The organism is Chitinophaga sp. RAB17 (assembly GCF_052114225.1).
Classification (GTDB): domain Bacteria; phylum Bacteroidota; class Bacteroidia; order Chitinophagales; family Chitinophagaceae; genus Chitinophaga.
In genome coordinates, this window is record NZ_JBFREI010000004.1 from 432,519 (window position 1) to 449,054 (window position 16,536).

At 45.6% G+C, this 16,536-nt stretch carries 21 protein-coding genes; 9 read left to right on the plus strand and 12 right to left on the minus strand.

Annotation, left to right across the window (positions count from 1 at the left end; genetic code table 11):
- Window positions 1-43: 43 nt before the first annotated feature.
- The 4 genes from AB4Z08_RS17025 to AB4Z08_RS17040 all read right to left on the minus strand — a co-directional run bounded on the left by AB4Z08_RS17025 (window position 44) and on the right by AB4Z08_RS17040 (window position 3,300).
- Entirely contained in the window at window positions 44-472 is a 429-nt protein-coding gene (locus tag AB4Z08_RS17025; protein ID WP_441574965.1) for a MarR family winged helix-turn-helix transcriptional regulator, read from the minus strand.
- A 24-nt stretch (window positions 473-496) separates the two neighbouring features.
- Window positions 497-1,174, minus strand: a complete 678-nt coding sequence (locus tag AB4Z08_RS17030) for a type 1 glutamine amidotransferase domain-containing protein (RefSeq protein WP_441574966.1) — start codon at window positions 1,172-1,174, stop codon at window positions 497-499.
- An 11-nt stretch (window positions 1,175-1,185) separates the two neighbouring features.
- Window positions 1,186-1,611, minus strand: a complete 426-nt coding sequence (locus tag AB4Z08_RS17035) for an organic hydroperoxide resistance protein (RefSeq protein ID WP_441574967.1) — start codon at window positions 1,609-1,611, stop codon at window positions 1,186-1,188.
- A gap of 156 nt (window positions 1,612-1,767) precedes the next feature.
- Window positions 1,768-3,300 carry a M60 family metallopeptidase gene (locus tag AB4Z08_RS17040; RefSeq protein ID WP_441574968.1) on the minus strand — a complete coding sequence of 511 codons (1,533 nt, stop codon included), beginning with the start codon at window positions 3,298-3,300 and terminating at the stop codon, window positions 1,768-1,770.
- Between the two features lie 332 nt (window positions 3,301-3,632).
- On the opposite strand from AB4Z08_RS17040, the gene AB4Z08_RS17045 reads away from it, so the two are divergent.
- From AB4Z08_RS17045 to map, 5 genes are all read left to right on the plus strand, one after another.
- A complete protein-coding gene (locus tag AB4Z08_RS17045) occupies window positions 3,633-4,496 on the plus strand; it encodes a TIGR02452 family protein (RefSeq protein WP_441574969.1) in 864 nt (287 codons plus the stop codon).
- On the plus strand, window positions 4,486-5,031 hold the full coding sequence (locus AB4Z08_RS17050) for an NADAR family protein (protein WP_441574970.1): 546 nt from the start codon (window positions 4,486-4,488) through the stop codon (window positions 5,029-5,031). Before AB4Z08_RS17045 ends, AB4Z08_RS17050 begins: the two co-directional genes overlap by 11 nt.
- Before the next feature lies 1 nt (window position 5,032).
- The gene (locus tag AB4Z08_RS17055; protein WP_441574971.1) at window positions 5,033-5,563 is read left to right on the plus strand and encodes an RNA 2'-phosphotransferase; all 531 of its coding nucleotides are present in this window, start codon (window positions 5,033-5,035) and stop codon (window positions 5,561-5,563) included.
- An 81-nt stretch (window positions 5,564-5,644) separates the two neighbouring features.
- Window positions 5,645-6,076: a preQ(1) synthase gene (locus AB4Z08_RS17060; protein WP_441574972.1), complete on the plus strand. Its 432-nt coding sequence runs from the start codon at window positions 5,645-5,647 to the stop codon at window positions 6,074-6,076.
- A gap of 221 nt (window positions 6,077-6,297) precedes the next feature.
- Complete coding sequence (gene map / locus AB4Z08_RS17065) at window positions 6,298-7,062, plus strand: type I methionyl aminopeptidase (RefSeq protein WP_441574973.1); 765 nt, start codon at window positions 6,298-6,300, stop codon at window positions 7,060-7,062.
- A gap of 12 nt (window positions 7,063-7,074) precedes the next feature.
- Here the strand turns inward: map and AB4Z08_RS17070 are convergent, their stop codons facing one another.
- Window positions 7,075-8,106 carry a sialidase family protein gene (locus AB4Z08_RS17070; protein WP_441574974.1) on the minus strand — a complete coding sequence of 344 codons (1,032 nt, stop codon included), beginning with the start codon at window positions 8,104-8,106 and terminating at the stop codon, window positions 7,075-7,077.
- 79 nt (window positions 8,107-8,185) lie between these two features.
- On the opposite strand from AB4Z08_RS17070, the gene AB4Z08_RS17075 reads away from it, so the two are divergent.
- Entirely contained in the window at window positions 8,186-9,367 is a 1,182-nt protein-coding gene (locus AB4Z08_RS17075; RefSeq protein ID WP_441574975.1) for a THUMP domain-containing class I SAM-dependent RNA methyltransferase, read from the plus strand.
- Window positions 9,368-9,498: 131 nt separating this feature from the next.
- On the opposite strand, the gene AB4Z08_RS17080 is transcribed toward AB4Z08_RS17075, so the two are convergent.
- Window positions 9,499-10,611: a hypothetical protein gene (locus AB4Z08_RS17080; protein WP_441574976.1), complete on the minus strand. Its 1,113-nt coding sequence runs from the start codon at window positions 10,609-10,611 to the stop codon at window positions 9,499-9,501.
- A 159-nt stretch (window positions 10,612-10,770) separates the two neighbouring features.
- Window positions 10,771-11,244, minus strand: coding sequence for an Lrp/AsnC ligand binding domain-containing protein (locus AB4Z08_RS17085; protein ID WP_133809612.1), 474 nt, complete (start codon window positions 11,242-11,244; stop codon window positions 10,771-10,773).
- Between the two features lie 211 nt (window positions 11,245-11,455).
- On the opposite strand from AB4Z08_RS17085, the gene AB4Z08_RS17090 reads away from it, so the two are divergent.
- Entirely contained in the window at window positions 11,456-12,337 is an 882-nt protein-coding gene (locus tag AB4Z08_RS17090; RefSeq protein ID WP_441574977.1) for a class I SAM-dependent methyltransferase, read from the plus strand.
- On the opposite strand, the gene AB4Z08_RS17095 is transcribed toward AB4Z08_RS17090, so the two are convergent.
- Together AB4Z08_RS17095 and AB4Z08_RS17100 are read right to left on the minus strand one after the other, a co-directional pair.
- Window positions 12,324-12,653, minus strand: a complete 330-nt coding sequence (locus AB4Z08_RS17095; protein WP_441574978.1) for a hypothetical protein — start codon at window positions 12,651-12,653, stop codon at window positions 12,324-12,326. The two genes, AB4Z08_RS17090 and AB4Z08_RS17095, sit on opposite strands and share 14 nt — an antisense overlap.
- A 113-nt stretch (window positions 12,654-12,766) precedes the next feature.
- On the minus strand, window positions 12,767-13,180 hold the full coding sequence (locus AB4Z08_RS17100; RefSeq protein ID WP_441574979.1) for a response regulator: 414 nt from the start codon (window positions 13,178-13,180) through the stop codon (window positions 12,767-12,769).
- 142 nt (window positions 13,181-13,322) lie between these two features.
- Between AB4Z08_RS17100 and AB4Z08_RS17105 the strand changes: the two genes are divergently transcribed.
- A complete protein-coding gene (locus tag AB4Z08_RS17105; RefSeq protein ID WP_441574980.1) occupies window positions 13,323-13,967 on the plus strand; it encodes a hypothetical protein in 645 nt (214 codons plus the stop codon).
- A gap of 4 nt (window positions 13,968-13,971) precedes the next feature.
- On the opposite strand, the gene AB4Z08_RS17110 is transcribed toward AB4Z08_RS17105, so the two are convergent.
- Window positions 13,972-14,409 (minus strand): nuclear transport factor 2 family protein, encoded by a 438-nt coding sequence (locus AB4Z08_RS17110; RefSeq protein ID WP_441574981.1) that lies wholly within the window; start codon window positions 14,407-14,409, stop codon window positions 13,972-13,974.
- Window positions 14,410-14,506: 97 nt separating this feature from the next.
- On the opposite strand from AB4Z08_RS17110, the gene AB4Z08_RS17115 reads away from it, so the two are divergent.
- Complete coding sequence (locus AB4Z08_RS17115) at window positions 14,507-14,740, plus strand: DUF3820 family protein (protein ID WP_133809618.1); 234 nt, start codon at window positions 14,507-14,509, stop codon at window positions 14,738-14,740.
- 111 nt (window positions 14,741-14,851) lie between these two features.
- On the opposite strand, the gene AB4Z08_RS17120 is transcribed toward AB4Z08_RS17115, so the two are convergent.
- The gene (locus AB4Z08_RS17120) at window positions 14,852-15,316 is read right to left on the minus strand and encodes a bactofilin family protein (protein WP_441574982.1); all 465 of its coding nucleotides are present in this window, start codon (window positions 15,314-15,316) and stop codon (window positions 14,852-14,854) included.
- 9 nt (window positions 15,317-15,325) lie between these two features.
- Entirely contained in the window at window positions 15,326-16,411 is a 1,086-nt protein-coding gene (locus AB4Z08_RS17125) for a hypothetical protein (RefSeq protein WP_441574983.1), read from the minus strand.
- Between the last annotated feature and the right edge of the window lie 125 nt (window positions 16,412-16,536).

Consider the following 16,536-nt stretch of genomic DNA (forward strand, 5'->3'; position numbering starts at 1 on the left):
ATTTATAGATGGAAGATCATTCACATCAAAATGGATGAATGATTTATTGCGCTTCATTTCTCTTCAATATCTCACTAATCATCGGCTTCAGTGTATCATATTCCTTCGTGGTAAAACCCATGCTGCAACTGATTTTCTCCGGAATATCCGCCGCATGCATTTTCAGTTGTGCACCGGTTTCTGTTAAGTGGATATTTACAATACGCTCATCTTCTTTGCTGCGCACACGTTTAATTAACTTTTTACTTTCCAGCCTTTTTAACAAAGGTGTTAAGGTGCCGGAATCCAGCATCAACAGGTTGCCCAGTGTTTTTACGGATAGCAGCTCATACTCCCACAGCGACAGCATCACGAGATACTGCGGGTAGGTGAGATCTATCGCATTTAAAAAAGGCTGGTAGTGTGAAGTTACCAGCCTTGATAATGCGTATAACGAAAAGCAGAGCTGATTTGATAATTTCAGTTGTTTCAATATCGATAATTTAACAACGCAAAATTAAGCTAATGTTTCGATTAATATTTTTGCAACTTCTGAAGAGGAAGCAGGGTTCTGGCCTGTGATCAGTAAACCGTCCTTTAAAGCGTAAGGATGCCAGTCGTTGCCCTTGCTGTAAATACCGCCCAGTTTCTTCAATTCATCTTCTAACAGGAATGGTACTACGTTGGTGAGTTGCACTGCCTCTTCTTCTGTATTACTAAAGCCAGTCACTTCTTTACCTTTTACCAATGGTTCACCATCGGGTCCTTTTACTTTCACCAGTGCTGCCGGTGCGTGACAAACAAATGCTACCGGTTTATGCTGTTTGTAAAATGCTTCAATGAGCGCAATGGAGCTGGGATCACCGGCTAAGTCCCATAAGGGGCCATGACCACCCGGGTAAAACACCGCATCATAGTCTTCTGCATTTACTTCATTCAGTTTCACGGTATGTGCCAACTTTTTCTGCAGCGCTTCATCCTGTTTGAAACGATTGGTGTCTGCCGTCTGAAATTCGGCCAGCTCACTTTTCGGATCAATGGGTGGCTGTCCGCCTTTAGGGGAGGCCAGCGTTATTTCTGCGCCTGCATCTGCCAGCACATAATAGGGTGCGGCAAATTCTTCTACCCAGAACCCGGTTTTGTGACCGGTGTTACCGAGCTCGCTGTGCGATGTCAATACAATCAATACTTGCATGTGATGAAGGTTTAAATCAGTGCTAACTCAACTTCTATATTACCGCGGGTAGCATTGGAATAAGGACATACCTGGTGTGCCTTTTCAATCAGTTCTTTTCCTACTTCCGGGTCTACGCCTGGTATTGCTACCTGTAATTTTACCGCTAATCCAAATCCGCCGTTATCGTTCTTACCCAAACTAACATTGGCAATAACGGTAGTGGTACCGGTAGTTACTTTTTGTGTTCTGATCACCAGGTTAAGGGCGCTGTCGAAACAAGCGGCATAACCTGCGGCAAAAAGCTGCTCCGGGTTGCTGTAAGCGCCACCGCTGCCACCTAATTCCTTGGGCATTCTTACATCGAGGTCTAATACGCCGTCTGAAGATTTAACATGTCCGTTTCTGCCGCCTGTTGCGGTAGCCTGTGCCGTGTATAATTTTTCAATTGTTGCCATGAGGTATTCATATTTATTGTGCAAAATTAGATTGTGTACAATTGAATACCAAATTTATTTTTCCCTCTCTTATTGTTAACAAGAAAAAGACCACTGGTGTTTACCAGTGGTCTTTAATATAATATAGCCCTACATCATCAAGCCAGGTCTGTTCAGTTAATACTTCTCCGGGAAATTATACGGCATCCAGCCAGGCAATGCGCTTAATTCCGTTTTCACGGTGTTGCTGATGGGAATTCCCCAGGCTTCAAAGAATGGCGCTACATTTCGCCCGGTTACCTCTGAAAATGTTTTTGCCCACAGGTCGCGTTTCTGCTCATCCGTTTTAATATAATTTCCCTCCGGGTCTTTCCTGGCCAGCTCATGGTATCGGCGAAAGAATGTTTTGAAGGATTCCCAGCCAAAGGCTTCCTGCAACTGCCGGAACATAATCAGTCCCAGGAATGGATCCTGTTGCCATGTATCATAGTTGGCGCCTTTACTGAAATACTTGCGCATCATCAGTTCGGTATTTTGATTGGAAACACCCGGGTGAGCACCGTTACGTCCACCTACCAGCCGGTCGAACATGTACAGGGAAAAGAAGTTGCAGCTTACCTCAGTGGTACCGCCAAATACCCAATCGATATTCTGCATGTTATGGCCAATCTCGTGGAAGAAGCCCCAGTTGGCGCCGCCCTCACTGGGAACAAGTAATTGGCCGGGATTGATCATCACATCGGCAGAAAACTGCCCGGTGGAAGGAGAGTGATGCGCCATAATTGGATATCCACTGTGAAGTGCACCACCGGCAAGATGTTCGTCAATAACCATCCGCTGCGGACGGTATACCGGTTGAGGGATTTGTGCCAGCTCCATTTCACCCGCTACGATCAGGTTCCAGAGCGCCATGACGGAATCCGGTTGTTGTACTTTTTGTAATATCGTATCCGGCAGCGTCAGAATCATCTGATCCGACATCAACTCACCCCAGGGTGCCTTATTGTTTTTCAGCTGTTCCTTCCATTCTTCCATCGTGGTTTTACCCAGTACAAACATGGGAGCGGTTACGCCGCCACTAATGGTAAAGCTGCCTTCCCAGCCTTCTGATTTTGGATTGGCACGGATGTATATCAGCCCGCCAAAGGGACTGACCACTTTCACGGTTGCCTTGTTCAGTGGATTTGATCTTACTATGTAGGGCATCCGTCGCCAGTCTTCTTCCCAGGCCATCCAGTATCCCAGAAAGTCAGTATGACAACCTATCTGCACGGAGATACTTTTATCCTTCAGCGAGTCTGGCATCCGGATGGTAATAACCTGCCCTGCCGGCGCATATAGGCCTGTGCTGTAAAGATTGTCATCAAAAACACCGGAGAACTGCAGCCGCGATAGAACGGGAACATAACTGTCCGGCATTTTATGATGCTGTATGTTTACGGTACGGGTGATGGCCAGGGCGCCGGCTTTCACTGCCCCTGGAAAATAAGCAGCCGATGGATGCACCTTCACCTTTTTATAGTTGGCCGAATCCGCCTGGTAGAGGCACCATGCCCGAACCTGTTTTCTTAAAGTACTATCCTTTACTGCAAGCGTGGCGCCGGGATGAATGATAATATTTTCAGGTGTAACAGGGGTGGTAGGGGATTGCCCATAACTCACTATATTAGAGAGTAACAGTATGCCTATCGGGACTAAATATTTTTCCATGTTCAGAATTTGCTTCTCTTAAGTTAATACTAACAGTGGCGGTTACACGGTATTTTTTTATCAAGATAAAAAAGTAACGGGGAAATTCACCAACTGCGTGTTTGTCTATCTTCCCAAATATTCCTACTTACTACAAACCATCCCCTGTAAACCTTCCTGCGTCTCCGTTACCTTCCTGCATTCCCATCTCCCGGAAAAAAAATATGGCAGATAAATAATTATTTCTTTACTTTGCGTCATATTGACGTAAACAAATATTGAACCCTATCAGGTAAGATGGAATGGTTAACCCCACCGGAAATTCACGACATCCTGATGCAAACAGCAACGACATGAACAGAAATAAACGAACAGCCATTGCATACGATACATTGAATATAATGGAGGCAGGTCGATATCATAACAGCAGCAATGAATCGGTAGATATCAGTGCTGCATTACAGGAGGCGATCATCAATACGATCCATTACCGTCCGGAAGACTTTACCACTGTATTTGCACAAAGAGATCAGCAGCTGAAAGCCGCTACACCATATAATACCAACATCACAGTTACTGCTGAAACTACCTTTGCAGCTGCACAGCGCCTGATTGTGGAAGAAGGAATGACGGATGTTTGCTGTCTGAACTTTGCCTCTGCAAAAAATCCCGGAGGTGGTTTTCTTGGAGGAGCACAGGCACAGGAAGAAGCGCTGTCAAGAGCCAGCGGACTATACGCCTGTCTGAAATCCAAACAGGCCATGTATGATATCAACCGTGCTTATCATACCTGCCTGTATACAGATAATATGATCTATTCCCCGTTGGTGCCCGTTTTCCGGGATGATCGGGATGCATTGCTGGATCAGCCTTACTGTGTATCTGTGATCACCGCACCAGCGGCTAATGCAGGCGCCATCAGGAATAATGAAGCCGAACGGCTCAACGAAATTGCAGCAGTCATGCTTGGCAGAATAGAGAAGTTACTCTCTGTAGCCGTGGTACAAAAACAAACGACCCTGATCCTGGGCGCATGGGGCTGCGGTGTTTTCCGCAATAGCGCTGAAGAAGTAGCCCAGTGGTTTGCGCATCACCTTCAGGAAAATGAAGTCTTTAAAAACGCATTTGCTAACGTGGTATTCGCCGTGTATGATGCTTCAGCGAAAGCACAGAACCGGTATGCCTTCCACCATAAATTTCAGTACAATGAAATATAACAACGAATGGCTGATCGCTAAATATGAAGCCAAAGAAAAAATAAAATTCCTGTTTTTCTGGGGCCATCGTGCAGCAGCCGATGGAAGTGTTACCCAGAGCTGTTTCAGTCAGTGGTGGCCGGCTGCTTTTAAAGTAAACGACCTCACCTACAAAACAGCTGAACACTGGATGATGGCCGGTAAAGCGCAACTTTTCGGAGATCAGGATATCCTGGAAAAAGTGCTGCAGGCTAGTACTCCCGATCAGGCAAAGAAGCTGGGCCGGCAAGTGAAAAATTTTGATGCCGCTACCTGGGATGCACACAAATTTGACCTGGTAGTAACCGGTAATTATCATAAATTTTCACAACATCCGGCGTTGAAAACTTTTTTAATAAACACACAGGATCGCATACTGGTGGAAGCCAGTCCTATGGACCGTATATGGGGTATAGGCATGGCTGCCGGTAACGAACACGTGGAAAATCCCCTCAAATGGCGTGGACATAACCTCCTGGGTTATGCACTCATGGTAGTACGGGATCAACTTAAATAACATGAACATTAAATCGATCAGTAAATTTCTGAGTCTTATTCTCCGGCATAGCCCGGAAAAAATACAGCTGACGCTGGACGCCCATGGCTGGGCAGATGTAGCCACCTTGCTTAAACAATGTCAGGCACATGGACAACGCTTTACTTTTGCGGAACTGGAAACAGTGGTGGCAGAAAATGATAAGCAGCGATTTTCATTTAATGAAGATAAAACACGGATAAGAGCCAACCAGGGACATTCCCTGGAAGTAGCACTGGACCTGCCGCTGGCCACACCGCCAGAATTTTTATATCACGGCACCGTTCCTAAATTTATGCAGGAGATCAGGGCTCGTGGTCTGCAAAAGATGAACCGGCATCATGTGCATCTCTCCGAAAACCTGGACACCGCAACAAGTGTAGGCAACAGGAGAGGAGCGGCCAAAATACTCAGGATACTCAGCGGACAAATGCATCGGGATGGTATTCCGTTTTATTTATCCGTCAACGGGGTTTGGCTGACAGATGAGGTACCGCCAAAATATATTCAATAAATCTTATCTTGTGTAGATTGTAACGGCAATTGAGTCAGAGAGATATTATTTTTGCCGCCACCTATCAATCACAAATCAACTATGACTAAAAAGCTTTATCAACAAATTGATAAAACAATCCTGAAAGGATTGCCCAACCCCTCCAAGGAAAAGTATGAGATGAAGATAAAGGTGCCGGAGTTTACTTTTCTGGGGATGCACGAACAGCCGGATTTTGCCAAGTTGTACATCACCTTCTACCCAAAGGGTAGGATCATAGAACTGAAGTCGCTCAAGCTATACGTATATCACCTGCGTGATATCATTGTATCCTATGAGCGTCTCATTAATATCATCTATGATCACATGATGGAAGTGTACGAGGCAGATCGACTGCGGATTACGCTGATCTGTAATCCCAGAGGAGGTATCAGCTCCAAACTGGTGATTGACTCCGACTGGAAAGACAGAGGCGGTGACGAACGCTTTAAAGATTACCCGGAACGTGATGATGAATGGGGGATACTGATGTGAGCAGTTAGCTTTTAGCTGTTAGATTATCATTTGTTAGTCTTCGCTGTATTTACCAACATATGATAATGGCTATTTACCAACATATGATAATCTAACAGCTAACGGCTAACGGCTACTTACAACATATGATAATCTAACAGCTAAAAGCTAACTGCTAACAGCTATGATAAGCTAATAGCTAACAGCTAAAAGCTATTTTCGCTACTTTTAAAGAAAAAAATATGTCAATAACTACAGAAGCAGAACTCGCTGGCATGAAAAGGGTGAGCGAAGCAGTAGCTATCACGCTGAAAGAAATGAGGCATTATGCTAAACCAGGCATGACGGCCAGAGAGGTGGATGAATTCGGTGGAGAGATCTTAAATAAATTAGGTGCTAAATCAGCGCCTAAGCTGACTTATGGCTTTCCCGGCTGGACTTGTATCAGTGTGAATAATGAAATTGCACATGGCATTCCTTCTGAGAAAAAAATCCTGCAGGAAGGCGATCTGGTGAACATCGATGTATCTGCAGAACTGGGTGGATACTGGTCGGATAATGGTGGCTCCTTTGTTCTCGGGCAGGATATCCATCAGCACCAGGCCCTGGTAGATGCTTCCAAAGCTATTCTGTTCAAAGCGATTCAGTATATCAAAGGCGGTACCCGCGTGGCAGATGTAGGCAAACTCATTGAAACAGAGGCACGGAAATCAGGATATACCGTTATCCGCAACCTTGCCGGACATGGCGTGGGCAGAAGTTTACATGAGGCACCGGATGATATTCTCAACTGCTATGTACGTTTCAACAGAACCCGCTTTAAAAAGAATGCCGTAGTGGCCATAGAAACCTTTATATCTACTACCTCTTCCTTTGCCAACCAGTCCAATGACGGCTGGACGCTGGTGGGGAATAAAGGAGGTTTTGTAGCCCAGCATGAACATACCATTGTAGTCACTGACCAGGCACCTGTGATACTGACTGCAGCCAACGAAATATGGAACTGATCTTTATTTCAGTTATTTCAGTTGCAAAGTAACTGATCGGATATTCTTCCGGTCATCCGTATAGGTAATATGCACCAAATCATTTGAGGCGGCGATGATAGCAGGATAGCTGTATTCGCCGCCTTTGTGTTTTTCCAGCACATATACATCCTGCCACTGCATGCCATCGTTTGAGACAGCTACCCGCAGCTCATTGCGGCCATTGGACCAGTCTTTACCACTGGGGGCCGGATTGTATACCAGCACCTGTAAGCCATCCGGCCGGGTAACAGCATCAATACCGGAGTTGGGATTTAATAAAGATAAACCGGTTACCGGTGTCCACGTAGAGCCGTTGTCGTTAGACCAGCTGCTGGCAATCACATCCTGCCTGCTTCTGAAAAGCGCCTGTAACCTGCCCCCGGCAAGGGTAATGATGGTGGGTTGTATTACGCCGAAAGTATCGCAGGGAATGTTTATTTTCTGCCACTGATGCCCTGTGCTGTCACTGATTTCCATATGTGATATCCATATATTGCCTTTCACACTTTCTGTACTGGAAGGATGCAACAGGCGTCCATCGGGCAATTGAATACATTTGTTTTTAATGGGCCCCAGTATGCCCTCCGGCAGTTTTTCGGGAGATGACCAGCTAACGCCGTTATCACGGCTGTACCGCGCCATGCCCCACCACTCCCGTGGATTAGGACCAACCTTATAAAACAGGCAGAGTAAACCAGCCCTGGTACGGAACAATACGGGGTTCCAGCAGGGATAGCGAAGTGTATCGTTTATAATACCATCTGCCAGTTTCACCGGTGCCTGCCATTTGTTTTTTTTATAGAGCGAAGCCCATATCACCACATCTTTACTACCTTCTTCCCGGCCACCAAACCAGGCGCTCATCAAACTGCCATCGGGGAGGGCGGTAATAGTAGAAGCATGACTGGAGCGGGTTACAGGTACCGGCATGATGAGGGTATTACGTACCAGCTTCGCCTTTACCTGGGCTTGCAGTGGCAGATAAATGATCATCATCCATAACAGAGAAATATAATATCGCATATGTGCAGGGATATAAATGAGGTGGTTAAATTAAGGAATGCAAGGGGATTATCATAAAGATTGGTAAATTTGCCGCCTTATGTCATTATATACAACAAAGGGAACCGTTACCATCACCTGTAACAAACGCCTGACACCCTTCCTGGAGCAGGAAGTGAAAGATCTGGGATTTACTGTGGAAGAAACATTCGTGACCGGTGTACGGTTGAATGCCTCCCTCAATGAATGTATCCGCCTTAATTTGAACCTGCGCTGCGCCAGCCAGGTATTATACAGCCTGAAACAATTCGAGGCACTGGATGCAGATGAAATATACAGCCACCTGCATACCTATCCATGGGAAACAGTGCTTCCGGAAAACGGCTATTTCTCTATTACCAGCAATGTGCAGAATGAATCCATCAATAACGGCATGTTCGCCAACCTGCGCGTGAAAGATGCTGTAGTAGACCGTATGCGGGAAAAAACCGGTAAACGTCCATCTACCGGTGCGGAACTAACCGGCGCCGTTATTCACCTGTTCTGGAAAAATGAAAATGCGGAAATATTTGTAGACACCACCGGCGATTCTCTGGCCCGCCACGGTTATCGTAAAATACCTGGCCGCGCCCCAATGCTGGAAGCGCTGGCTGCCTCCACCATCCTGGCCAGCAAATGGGATCGTAAGTCACCTTTCGTTAATCCCATGTGTGGTTCCGGTACGGTAGCTATTGAAGCTGCGCTGATCGCTACTAACAGCCGTCCCGGACTTTTCCGTGAAAACTATGCATTCATGCACCTGCAGGGTTTCGATGAGGCTATCTACCTGGCCGAAAGAGGCTTGCTGGAAAAACAGATCGTGGAAGTACCGGAGCTGCGCATCATTGCTACAGATTTGAGTGACATGGCCATCGTCAACGCCCGTAAAAATGCGAAAGCTGCCGGTGTGGAAGATATGATTGAGTTCCGCGTATGCGACTTCGCCAGCACAGAAGTGCCGGAAGGCGCTGCCGGCGTAGTATACATGAACCCTGAATATGGCTTGCGCCTCGGGGAAATTGAAGACCTGGAAGAAACGTACGGTCGTATCGGGGACTTCATGAAGCAGAAATGTGGTGGCTATCATGGCTACGTTTTCACCGGTAACCTCGAACTGGCAAAGAAAATAGGACTGAAAGCGAAACGCAGAATAGAATTCTATAACAGTACCATCGACTGTCGCCTGCTGGAGTACGAACTGTATGCCGGTACCCGCGATGTCAGGAAACTGGCCGCAGAATAAGAAGCAACGCTTCAGGCTATTTCCCGCCTGAAGCGTTTTTCTTTTCGGCGCGGGCCTTCCGCGCATAGATCCAGACCCACCACATCAATATTACCTGCAGCGGTAACCAGGTGAAAGTGATAGTATACTGGTTAGTATCCCTTACTATATTCCGCCGGGTAACTGCTGATCAGAGAGTCGATATGTTTACCAAAATGTAACCCTGTATTGCCTTTTAGGTATTCATCGAAAAACATCCCGGTAAGGTTCCGGATTACCTCCTGCCTTTTTTTATGAACATCTCCCAACGCAGGCTGCACCTGCTCCGCAATGCTGATCATGGAAGAGAAGTCTTCATGCCTCGCTTGTTTAAATTGCATAAAATATTTGGGAGAGGCCGCGCTGTGTTGTTGTACATCGTAGATAGAATCTACTTTAGGTGGATGGGCGCCACTCAGATAACAATAGGGAATTTTAATTTTTTCCGGAAGTACGGAGGGGATACGTGTCATCTCGTTGTACATCTTGTCCCATTCCGCATCTTCGCCGTAGCGGTGTATTTCTGTGCCATCAAAAGATAACAGGCATTTGAAATCAGCAGACTGCATTGCTGCTTTGGTGATGGCACTACCTCCCATACTCCAGCTGAGCAAACCTATGAGGGAGGTATCAGCCAGTGGTAGCTGCAATAGTTGCTGCCGGGTAAACAGGATATCTTTTACCTGTTCTTCCAGGTCAACAGCTGCGCTCATATAGCCAGGGTAAAGTCCAACGGAACTGATAGCGGCTACGATGTAACCCTGCTGTACCAGCTGATGGAACAAACTGATGTTTTCATAGCTACTGCCATTCATGCCGGCAGCATAAATGATTACCGGATATTTTCGTTTATCCCTGGCCGGTAGTGGTGCCGGGTATACTTCTGTATTATAATGAAATACGCGGCTGGCGCTGTCCAGCTTGAATTCCTGCGTAATCGCGTCTGCAATTTGCTGGCTTTCCAGGTGGCAGCTGTCTTTAGGTAAACTATAATCCAGTCGCAGTGCCGCCATATCGAGGATGTCACCATAACTAAGCGGAACAGTACCGGATATTTTGGCTGCCGGATAAAAGAGATCAATTTTTACCGGCCGTAATTTTTTATCAAATGAGCGGGTGCTGTCATAAGCCTTGATGCTGTAAAGCCCCGTGTAGTATGACTTTGGCGGTACCGGTTTGCAGGAGAAAAAAAATAGTACTGCTACAGGAAGTAGGTAGTGCTTCATATGGTAGTCAATTATTTAACCGGAAGCTAGTACTAAATTTTGCGTAAAGATTGATACCGTTACTACTTTAACTTTTCATTGATGGGATTACTTATCTTGATGTAGAGCAATTAAAAAAGCGCTGCTAAGGAGCAGCGCTGGTAAACAAGGAATTCCGTTTTATATAACTTCACTCACATTTATCGGCCTGGAAAAACTTTCTTCCAGCGAAATGATCGTTTCTGTGCGTTCTATGCCTTTGATATGTTGCAGGTCATCCTGCAGAATTTTACGTAGCTCTCCGCTGTCTTTACAAATGATTTCCGCAAACATGCTGTAGGAGCCGGTAGTATAGTTTAACCGGACAATCTGCGGGATCTTTAATAATTGTTTTGCTACATTTTCATACAGGGAACTTTTCTCCAGGTAAATGCCAATGAAGGCCAGCACATCGTATCCGATGGCACGCAGATTTACCTGTAAACGGGTGCCCTTGATGACGCCCATTTCATGCAGCTTTTTGATACGGACATGAATAGTACCGCCGGAAACGAACAGCTTTTTTCCTAATTCCGCATAAGAGATCCCGGCATCGGTTGACATTTCCGAGATGATTTGTAGGTCTAATTTGTCAATATTTAATGAGTGGCTCATTTTCGCAACGCAATTTAGAATATTTTCTAAAAATAGGTAATTTTTTGAAATAATCGCAAAATTGATCTGTTTGAGGCCATTTTTTCTTTTTAGCCCGGGAGAGACCATGCCATTTATACGGCCAGTTGTTGGTCTTATGAGGAATATAAGTAATCATAATTTTTAACTAAATTGATGACCAGTTACTATTATCCCTTGTAAATTATAATCCATGAAAGCTAATGTGACGAGTAGAACAGCCCAATACATGGCCTTATTCAGGGCATTAGAAACTACCCGCCCAAAAGACCAACGACTTTTTACAGACCCTTTTGCCACCTGGTTTCTGGATGGAGGACTGAGAACAGGGGTTTGGCTATGCCGTATTCCAGGCTGGAGAGCTATTGCAGAAAGCATTATCAGGAGAAAGATCCCCGGCGCATTATCCTCCGGTATCGCACGTACGAAATATATTGATGACCTGCTACAGCGGGCGGTGAGGGATGGAGCACAACAGGTATTTATCCTGGGGGCTGGTTTTGATACCCGCGGATTACGCCTGCCATTCCTGGAACAGGTTAAGGTGGTAGAGATTGATCATCCCAATACTGCTGCCTATAAGCTGGCTAAACTCCGCGCACATAAAATCCCGGCCAGGGTATTTTATTATCAGATAGATTTCAATAAGCAAAGCCTGGATCAGCTGGGAGCATTAAACAACTTCGATTTTACGTTGCCCACCGCCATCATCTGGGAAGGGGTAACGAACTACCTCAATAAAGAGGCGATAGACAGCACCTTTGCTTTTTTAAGGCGTTTTGCGCCCGGTTCGGCCGTCATTTTTACGTATGTGCATCAGCAGATACTGGATGATCCGGCGGCCTTTTATGGGGGAGAGAAGTTGTTGCAGGATGTAGCCGGCCTGGAAGAGCAATGGACCTTTGGCTTTGATCCGGCAGCCTTGCCAGCTTACCTGGAGTCGTTTGATTTTAAAMTGGAAGAGGATCTGGGGGCGGCGGAATACCGGGAGCGGTATTTACCGGAACGTGGGGAGCAGGGGTATGAATTTTATAGGGTAGCCTATGCCCGTCGCATGGCTGCTAAGGACGAATAGTTAACTGTGCTGTTTTTCTCCACGCTTTCTCCGTATTGGAGGCATACAGTTCCTGCCAGGTACGCCATTCTTCTGCGGCGGAAAGACCGGTTAAGAACGTGGTAACGGCTGGCCATAAACGACTGTGCAGCAGTACAGATGGCAGTGGTAGAAAGAGCAGCAGAAATGAAACTACCAGTTCTCCCAGTCGCTCCTGCATGGCGGAATGGCTGGTGTGGTTAAAAGGAAAGAGGTTAGTTCTGCTGGTAGCATAATGATAAATCATATGCAGTATGGTGAGGTAAATGGAAGTCAGTGAAAGGATAGCCGTAAACATCTGTATCGTATTTTATACAAATGTAGAAGGGGCAAAAGAGGGGGGAAATAGCCGGGGGGCGGACAGCCCGCATTTTCCGGTAAAGGCGGGATAATTTCCGGTAAAAATTATACTCAGGCATTCGCATGTAGAGCCAGCTTTTCGTGTAGCAGCTGGCAAAGCTCCGCAAACTTAGTAGGTTTGGTAATGAAATCAATAGCGCCCATAGACCTGGCCATGCTCATTTCATGAGGTTCATCACTGGTAGAATAAATGATAACAGGAATGTGTTTGAGGGTGGCAGAGGCCTTTATTTTCTGCAAAAAGGTGAGCCCATTCATTAAAGGCATATTCATATCCAGGAATATCAGATCAGGTGTGCAGATCTCTGCTGTCAGCTGATCCAACGCCTCCTGTCCGTTACCCGCCGCCGCAAAGGATATCTTCTCCCTTACAGCCTGAAGGGCAAGCTTGAAAAATTCCTGATCATCCGGATCGTCATCCACAAGCAACAGGGTAGTTATATCCCGGTTATTGTTAGGGGCCATATACATCATGATGGAAGACTACTAATGTACACTTTATTCCTGTTATATGGCTGAGAAGGTTATAAGCAGCTGTGGTTAAACCTTTTGCCGCGCAGGTTTGTTGTTCTGGAGCAACCAGTCAGGTTCCGATAAAACAAATTCTATGAAAGCAATCATCACTTCAGCGCTGTTCGGCGCTATATTATTATTGGGGGCATGTGGTACAACGGTGCATATGACAGGTACCTGGAAAGCACCGGAAGCGCCGGCGGGAGGATATCATAATATGTTGGTGGCAGCTCTTACATCTAATGTAGGCGCACAACAAATGGTAGAAGCTAAAATGACCGAAGCCCTGCAAAAGCGCGGCGTGTCAGCCGGCCGTGGTCTGGATATTTTTCCACCCAAATTCAATCCTGAAAGCGATGCCGACAAAACCGCCGCGGCTGAAAAAATGAAAGCGGCCGGGTATACTTCCATATTAACCGTTTCTGTTGTGAACAAGGAATCACAGTCGAGATATGTACCAGGCACCATGTCCTATGCGCCTTATCCCGCTTATGGCTGGTATGGCCGCTTTTGGGGATATTACGGACATATGTATGGAGCAGTTTACTCTCCTGGTTATTACACCACAGATAAAACATATTTCCTGGAAAGTAACCTGTATGATTTATCACAGGATGGCAAACTGGTATGGTCCGGGCAGTCGGAAACCTATAATCCCAATAGCCTGGAATCTTTTGCCAAATCCTTTGCGGCGCAGGTATCTACAGCCCTGGACAATGCCGGACTACTAAAGAAATAATTAATTAGTGACTATTATCGTAATAGGTATTGTCGGTTACTATTTTACCATCGTTTACTGTAAAGACGGTACAAATAGGAAGGTGCCATTTTTTGCCATCAGGACCGGTACCGGAAGAAACAAATTCAACGGTGATATGATTTTTATCGCCATACATATTCACGACTTCGTCATGAATATCCGGAAACATTTGCTGTAGTTCCTGGTATTTTTTGATCGTCTGAGCGCGGGTGTGCTGCACCGGTTCCAGGCCTAAAGAAGGATCCAGGAAAGTAGCCGTATCCTTGTAACAGCCGGCCAGCCGGGGCCAGTCGTGTGCATTGAATGCTTCAAAAAGATCTTTTACTACTACGGTATTGGCGTTGGCAAGACTGATTTTACCACCGGGTTGCACACATCCTATAAAGAAAATGATAAGTAGCAGAAACAGGTAATTTTTCATGCGGGATTTATTTTGAGCATCTACAAAATACGAAGAAGCCCGCGAAAACAGATTTATAATTTAAATTTGTACCTTAATTATAAATCCTGATTTTTTTATGGAGATGTCACAGCCCGATCCGGAGTTGCTGCAACAGTTAGTAGTGATGAAGATGCCATTTGGTAAATATAAAGACGTAATCCTTTGCGACCTTCCTGTAAGCTACCTGGAATGGTTCCAGCGCAAAGGCTTTCCGCAGGGTAAGTTAGGTATGCTCCTGGAAACAATGCTGGTGATTAAAATGAATGGGCTGGCACAGTTACTGGACCCGCTGAAAAAGAAGAGATACTGACACTTATGATAGCCCTGTAACGGGTATGGTGCTACGAAACTGAAAATGTAAAAGGGCTGTTTCTTATTAAGAAACAGCCCTTTTAATAAAGTTCCATTGTTGGCAGACAGGTTAGAACCAGCTGGTATTCTGTTCTTCCTCCTCATGCGGACCGGCAACGTCTGCCGGTGCAGATATTTTTAACTCTTCCGCTTCGGTGGCGTGTTCGGTTTTTTGTACCGGCAGCACATTTTTGCGGATAGCTCCTTCTACTACGGCGCCTTCCTCTATTTCAAGCACCATCGCATTTACATCGCCCTTTACCAGGGCTTTATTGCTGATATGTGCTTTATTACTGATGTAAACATCGCCATACACTTTTCCATGTACTACCAGGTCGGCAGCATAAATGTGGCCGCGTATACTTGCCGTTTCACTCACTACCAGTTTACCACTGGTCTTTACATCGCCCCGCACATTGCCATCTATCCGACCAGAAACGGAAGCATCAATGCTGCCATTCACGGATACTGTTTTAGGGATACGGAAAGCTCCGGGAACAATTATATTTCGGAAAATATGTCTGACGTTGATCACACGTAAAAATTAGAGGGTGATGGGATTAGGATTAGTATTCGGTGTTGTGCCGGGTGTATGTTGTGCCTGATCGTCAAAAGTAGAAACAATGGAGCTGGAGTTACCAAGATCCAGACCTACACTTCGCTGTGGTTTGTTATCTGAAATTCTTAATGAGTTATAAAGATAGCCGATACTCATGAGTTTTTCAGGCTCAGGTGCTACTTCTACCGGAATAAAATCACGGAACTCTTCTACAAAAGCATCGGTGAGCTCACGATAGTGGGCGCCGCCACCCATCAGGTATATTTTTTCGCAGGTTTCAAAATCCAGATCCGTAAAGTAACTACGCATCAGGGGAGATACCACCTCTTTGTAATATTGGGTCAGCACACCTTTACGCATATCCCGCAGATCAATACGCTTGCGGTTAGTGAAGATGGAGCCTTTCATAAAGGCGTCATCCACCTGGTGTTCATTTTTCATTTCCAGGTAATGCTTCTGGTTGAGCTCACGGGTAAGATTATTAATCGCATAACGGATACCATGAGAGCTGAAGCAGGTGCGGTGAATCAAACCATCGCCGGTAGCCATACCACCTTCGATAGTGCCGAATCCAAAGCTGATAGCTATGAAATTATCCAGTTGAGGCTCATTGATGGTTTTCTTTAAACCAATGATGCCACCCACAATTTCAGGGATGACTTCATACTTTTCAATATCAAACATGGCCTTTTTGAAAGAACCTTTGGTATTGTAAGTTTGTGTATCGTAGTCTATCAGGAAATGTCTTTTACTTAAAAACTGTTCCGCAGCTGTTTTGTAAATGTTATAGGTAGAGAACGGAAAGCCAACTGTCAGTGCGATGGGTTGTTGTACTTTATCAATGGTATTCAGCAAAGCAGCTTTGAACAGTATTTCATAATCCTCTTCACTGGGCGCCGCATTGGTAACCCTGCCAGGATTGATACCACCTCTTCTGGCAAGATTGCCCACCAGGTACCATGTATCATCCTTTTTAATTTTTAACCCATTGAGCAAGTCCTTACTTGAGTTTTCTGTGTTTCCGAATGCGGTCTCAAAAACGCTTGGGAAGCTGGTTGTAGATACTTTCATAGTGCTTTGTTATAAATAACGAATGTGGCCGTGACTCTCCTGCGGGAGGGTTTTCATCGGGATTGAAATAGCGGTTAAAGATATAAAATATTAGAACAAGGGGATGACAACCAATGAATTTACGC

What these genes read in the sequence shown, in the direction of transcription:
- AB4Z08_RS17035 (WP_441574967.1), bottom strand. Translation starts at nt 1,611, where the DNA reads ATGGCAACAATTGAAAAATTATACACGGCACAGGCTACCGCAACAGGC.
- AB4Z08_RS17030 (WP_441574966.1), bottom strand. Translation starts at nt 1,174, where the DNA reads ATGCAAGTATTGATTGTATTGACATCGCACAGCGAGCTCGGTAACACC.
- AB4Z08_RS17045 (WP_441574969.1), top strand. Translation starts at nt 3,633, where the DNA reads ATGAACAGAAATAAACGAACAGCCATTGCATACGATACATTGAATATA.
- AB4Z08_RS17060 (WP_441574972.1), top strand. Translation starts at nt 5,645, where the DNA reads ATGACTAAAAAGCTTTATCAACAAATTGATAAAACAATCCTGAAAGGA.
- AB4Z08_RS17070 (WP_441574974.1), bottom strand. Translation starts at nt 8,106, where the DNA reads ATGCGATATTATATTTCTCTGTTATGGATGATGATCATTTATCTGCCA.
- map (WP_441574973.1), top strand. Translation starts at nt 6,298, where the DNA reads ATGTCAATAACTACAGAAGCAGAACTCGCTGGCATGAAAAGGGTGAGC.
- AB4Z08_RS17040 (WP_441574968.1), bottom strand. Translation starts at nt 3,300, where the DNA reads ATGGAAAAATATTTAGTCCCGATAGGCATACTGTTACTCTCTAATATA.
- AB4Z08_RS17110 (WP_441574981.1), bottom strand. Translation starts at nt 14,409, where the DNA reads ATGAAAAATTACCTGTTTCTGCTACTTATCATTTTCTTTATAGGATGT.
- AB4Z08_RS17085 (WP_133809612.1), bottom strand. Translation starts at nt 11,244, where the DNA reads ATGAGCCACTCATTAAATATTGACAAATTAGACCTACAAATCATCTCG.
- AB4Z08_RS17080 (WP_441574976.1), bottom strand. Translation starts at nt 10,611, where the DNA reads ATGAAGCACTACCTACTTCCTGTAGCAGTACTATTTTTTTTCTCCTGC.
- AB4Z08_RS17105 (WP_441574980.1), top strand. Translation starts at nt 13,323, where the DNA reads ATGAAAGCAATCATCACTTCAGCGCTGTTCGGCGCTATATTATTATTG.
- AB4Z08_RS17075 (WP_441574975.1), top strand. Translation starts at nt 8,186, where the DNA reads ATGTCATTATATACAACAAAGGGAACCGTTACCATCACCTGTAACAAA.
- AB4Z08_RS17100 (WP_441574979.1), bottom strand. Translation starts at nt 13,180, where the DNA reads ATGGCCCCTAACAATAACCGGGATATAACTACCCTGTTGCTTGTGGAT.
- AB4Z08_RS17125 (WP_441574983.1), bottom strand. Translation starts at nt 16,411, where the DNA reads ATGAAAGTATCTACAACCAGCTTCCCAAGCGTTTTTGAGACCGCATTC.
- AB4Z08_RS17050 (WP_441574970.1), top strand. Translation starts at nt 4,486, where the DNA reads ATGAAATATAACAACGAATGGCTGATCGCTAAATATGAAGCCAAAGAA.
- AB4Z08_RS17115 (WP_133809618.1), top strand. Translation starts at nt 14,507, where the DNA reads ATGGAGATGTCACAGCCCGATCCGGAGTTGCTGCAACAGTTAGTAGTG.
- AB4Z08_RS17095 (WP_441574978.1), bottom strand. Translation starts at nt 12,653, where the DNA reads ATGTTTACGGCTATCCTTTCACTGACTTCCATTTACCTCACCATACTG.
- AB4Z08_RS17055 (WP_441574971.1), top strand. Translation starts at nt 5,033, where the DNA reads ATGAACATTAAATCGATCAGTAAATTTCTGAGTCTTATTCTCCGGCAT.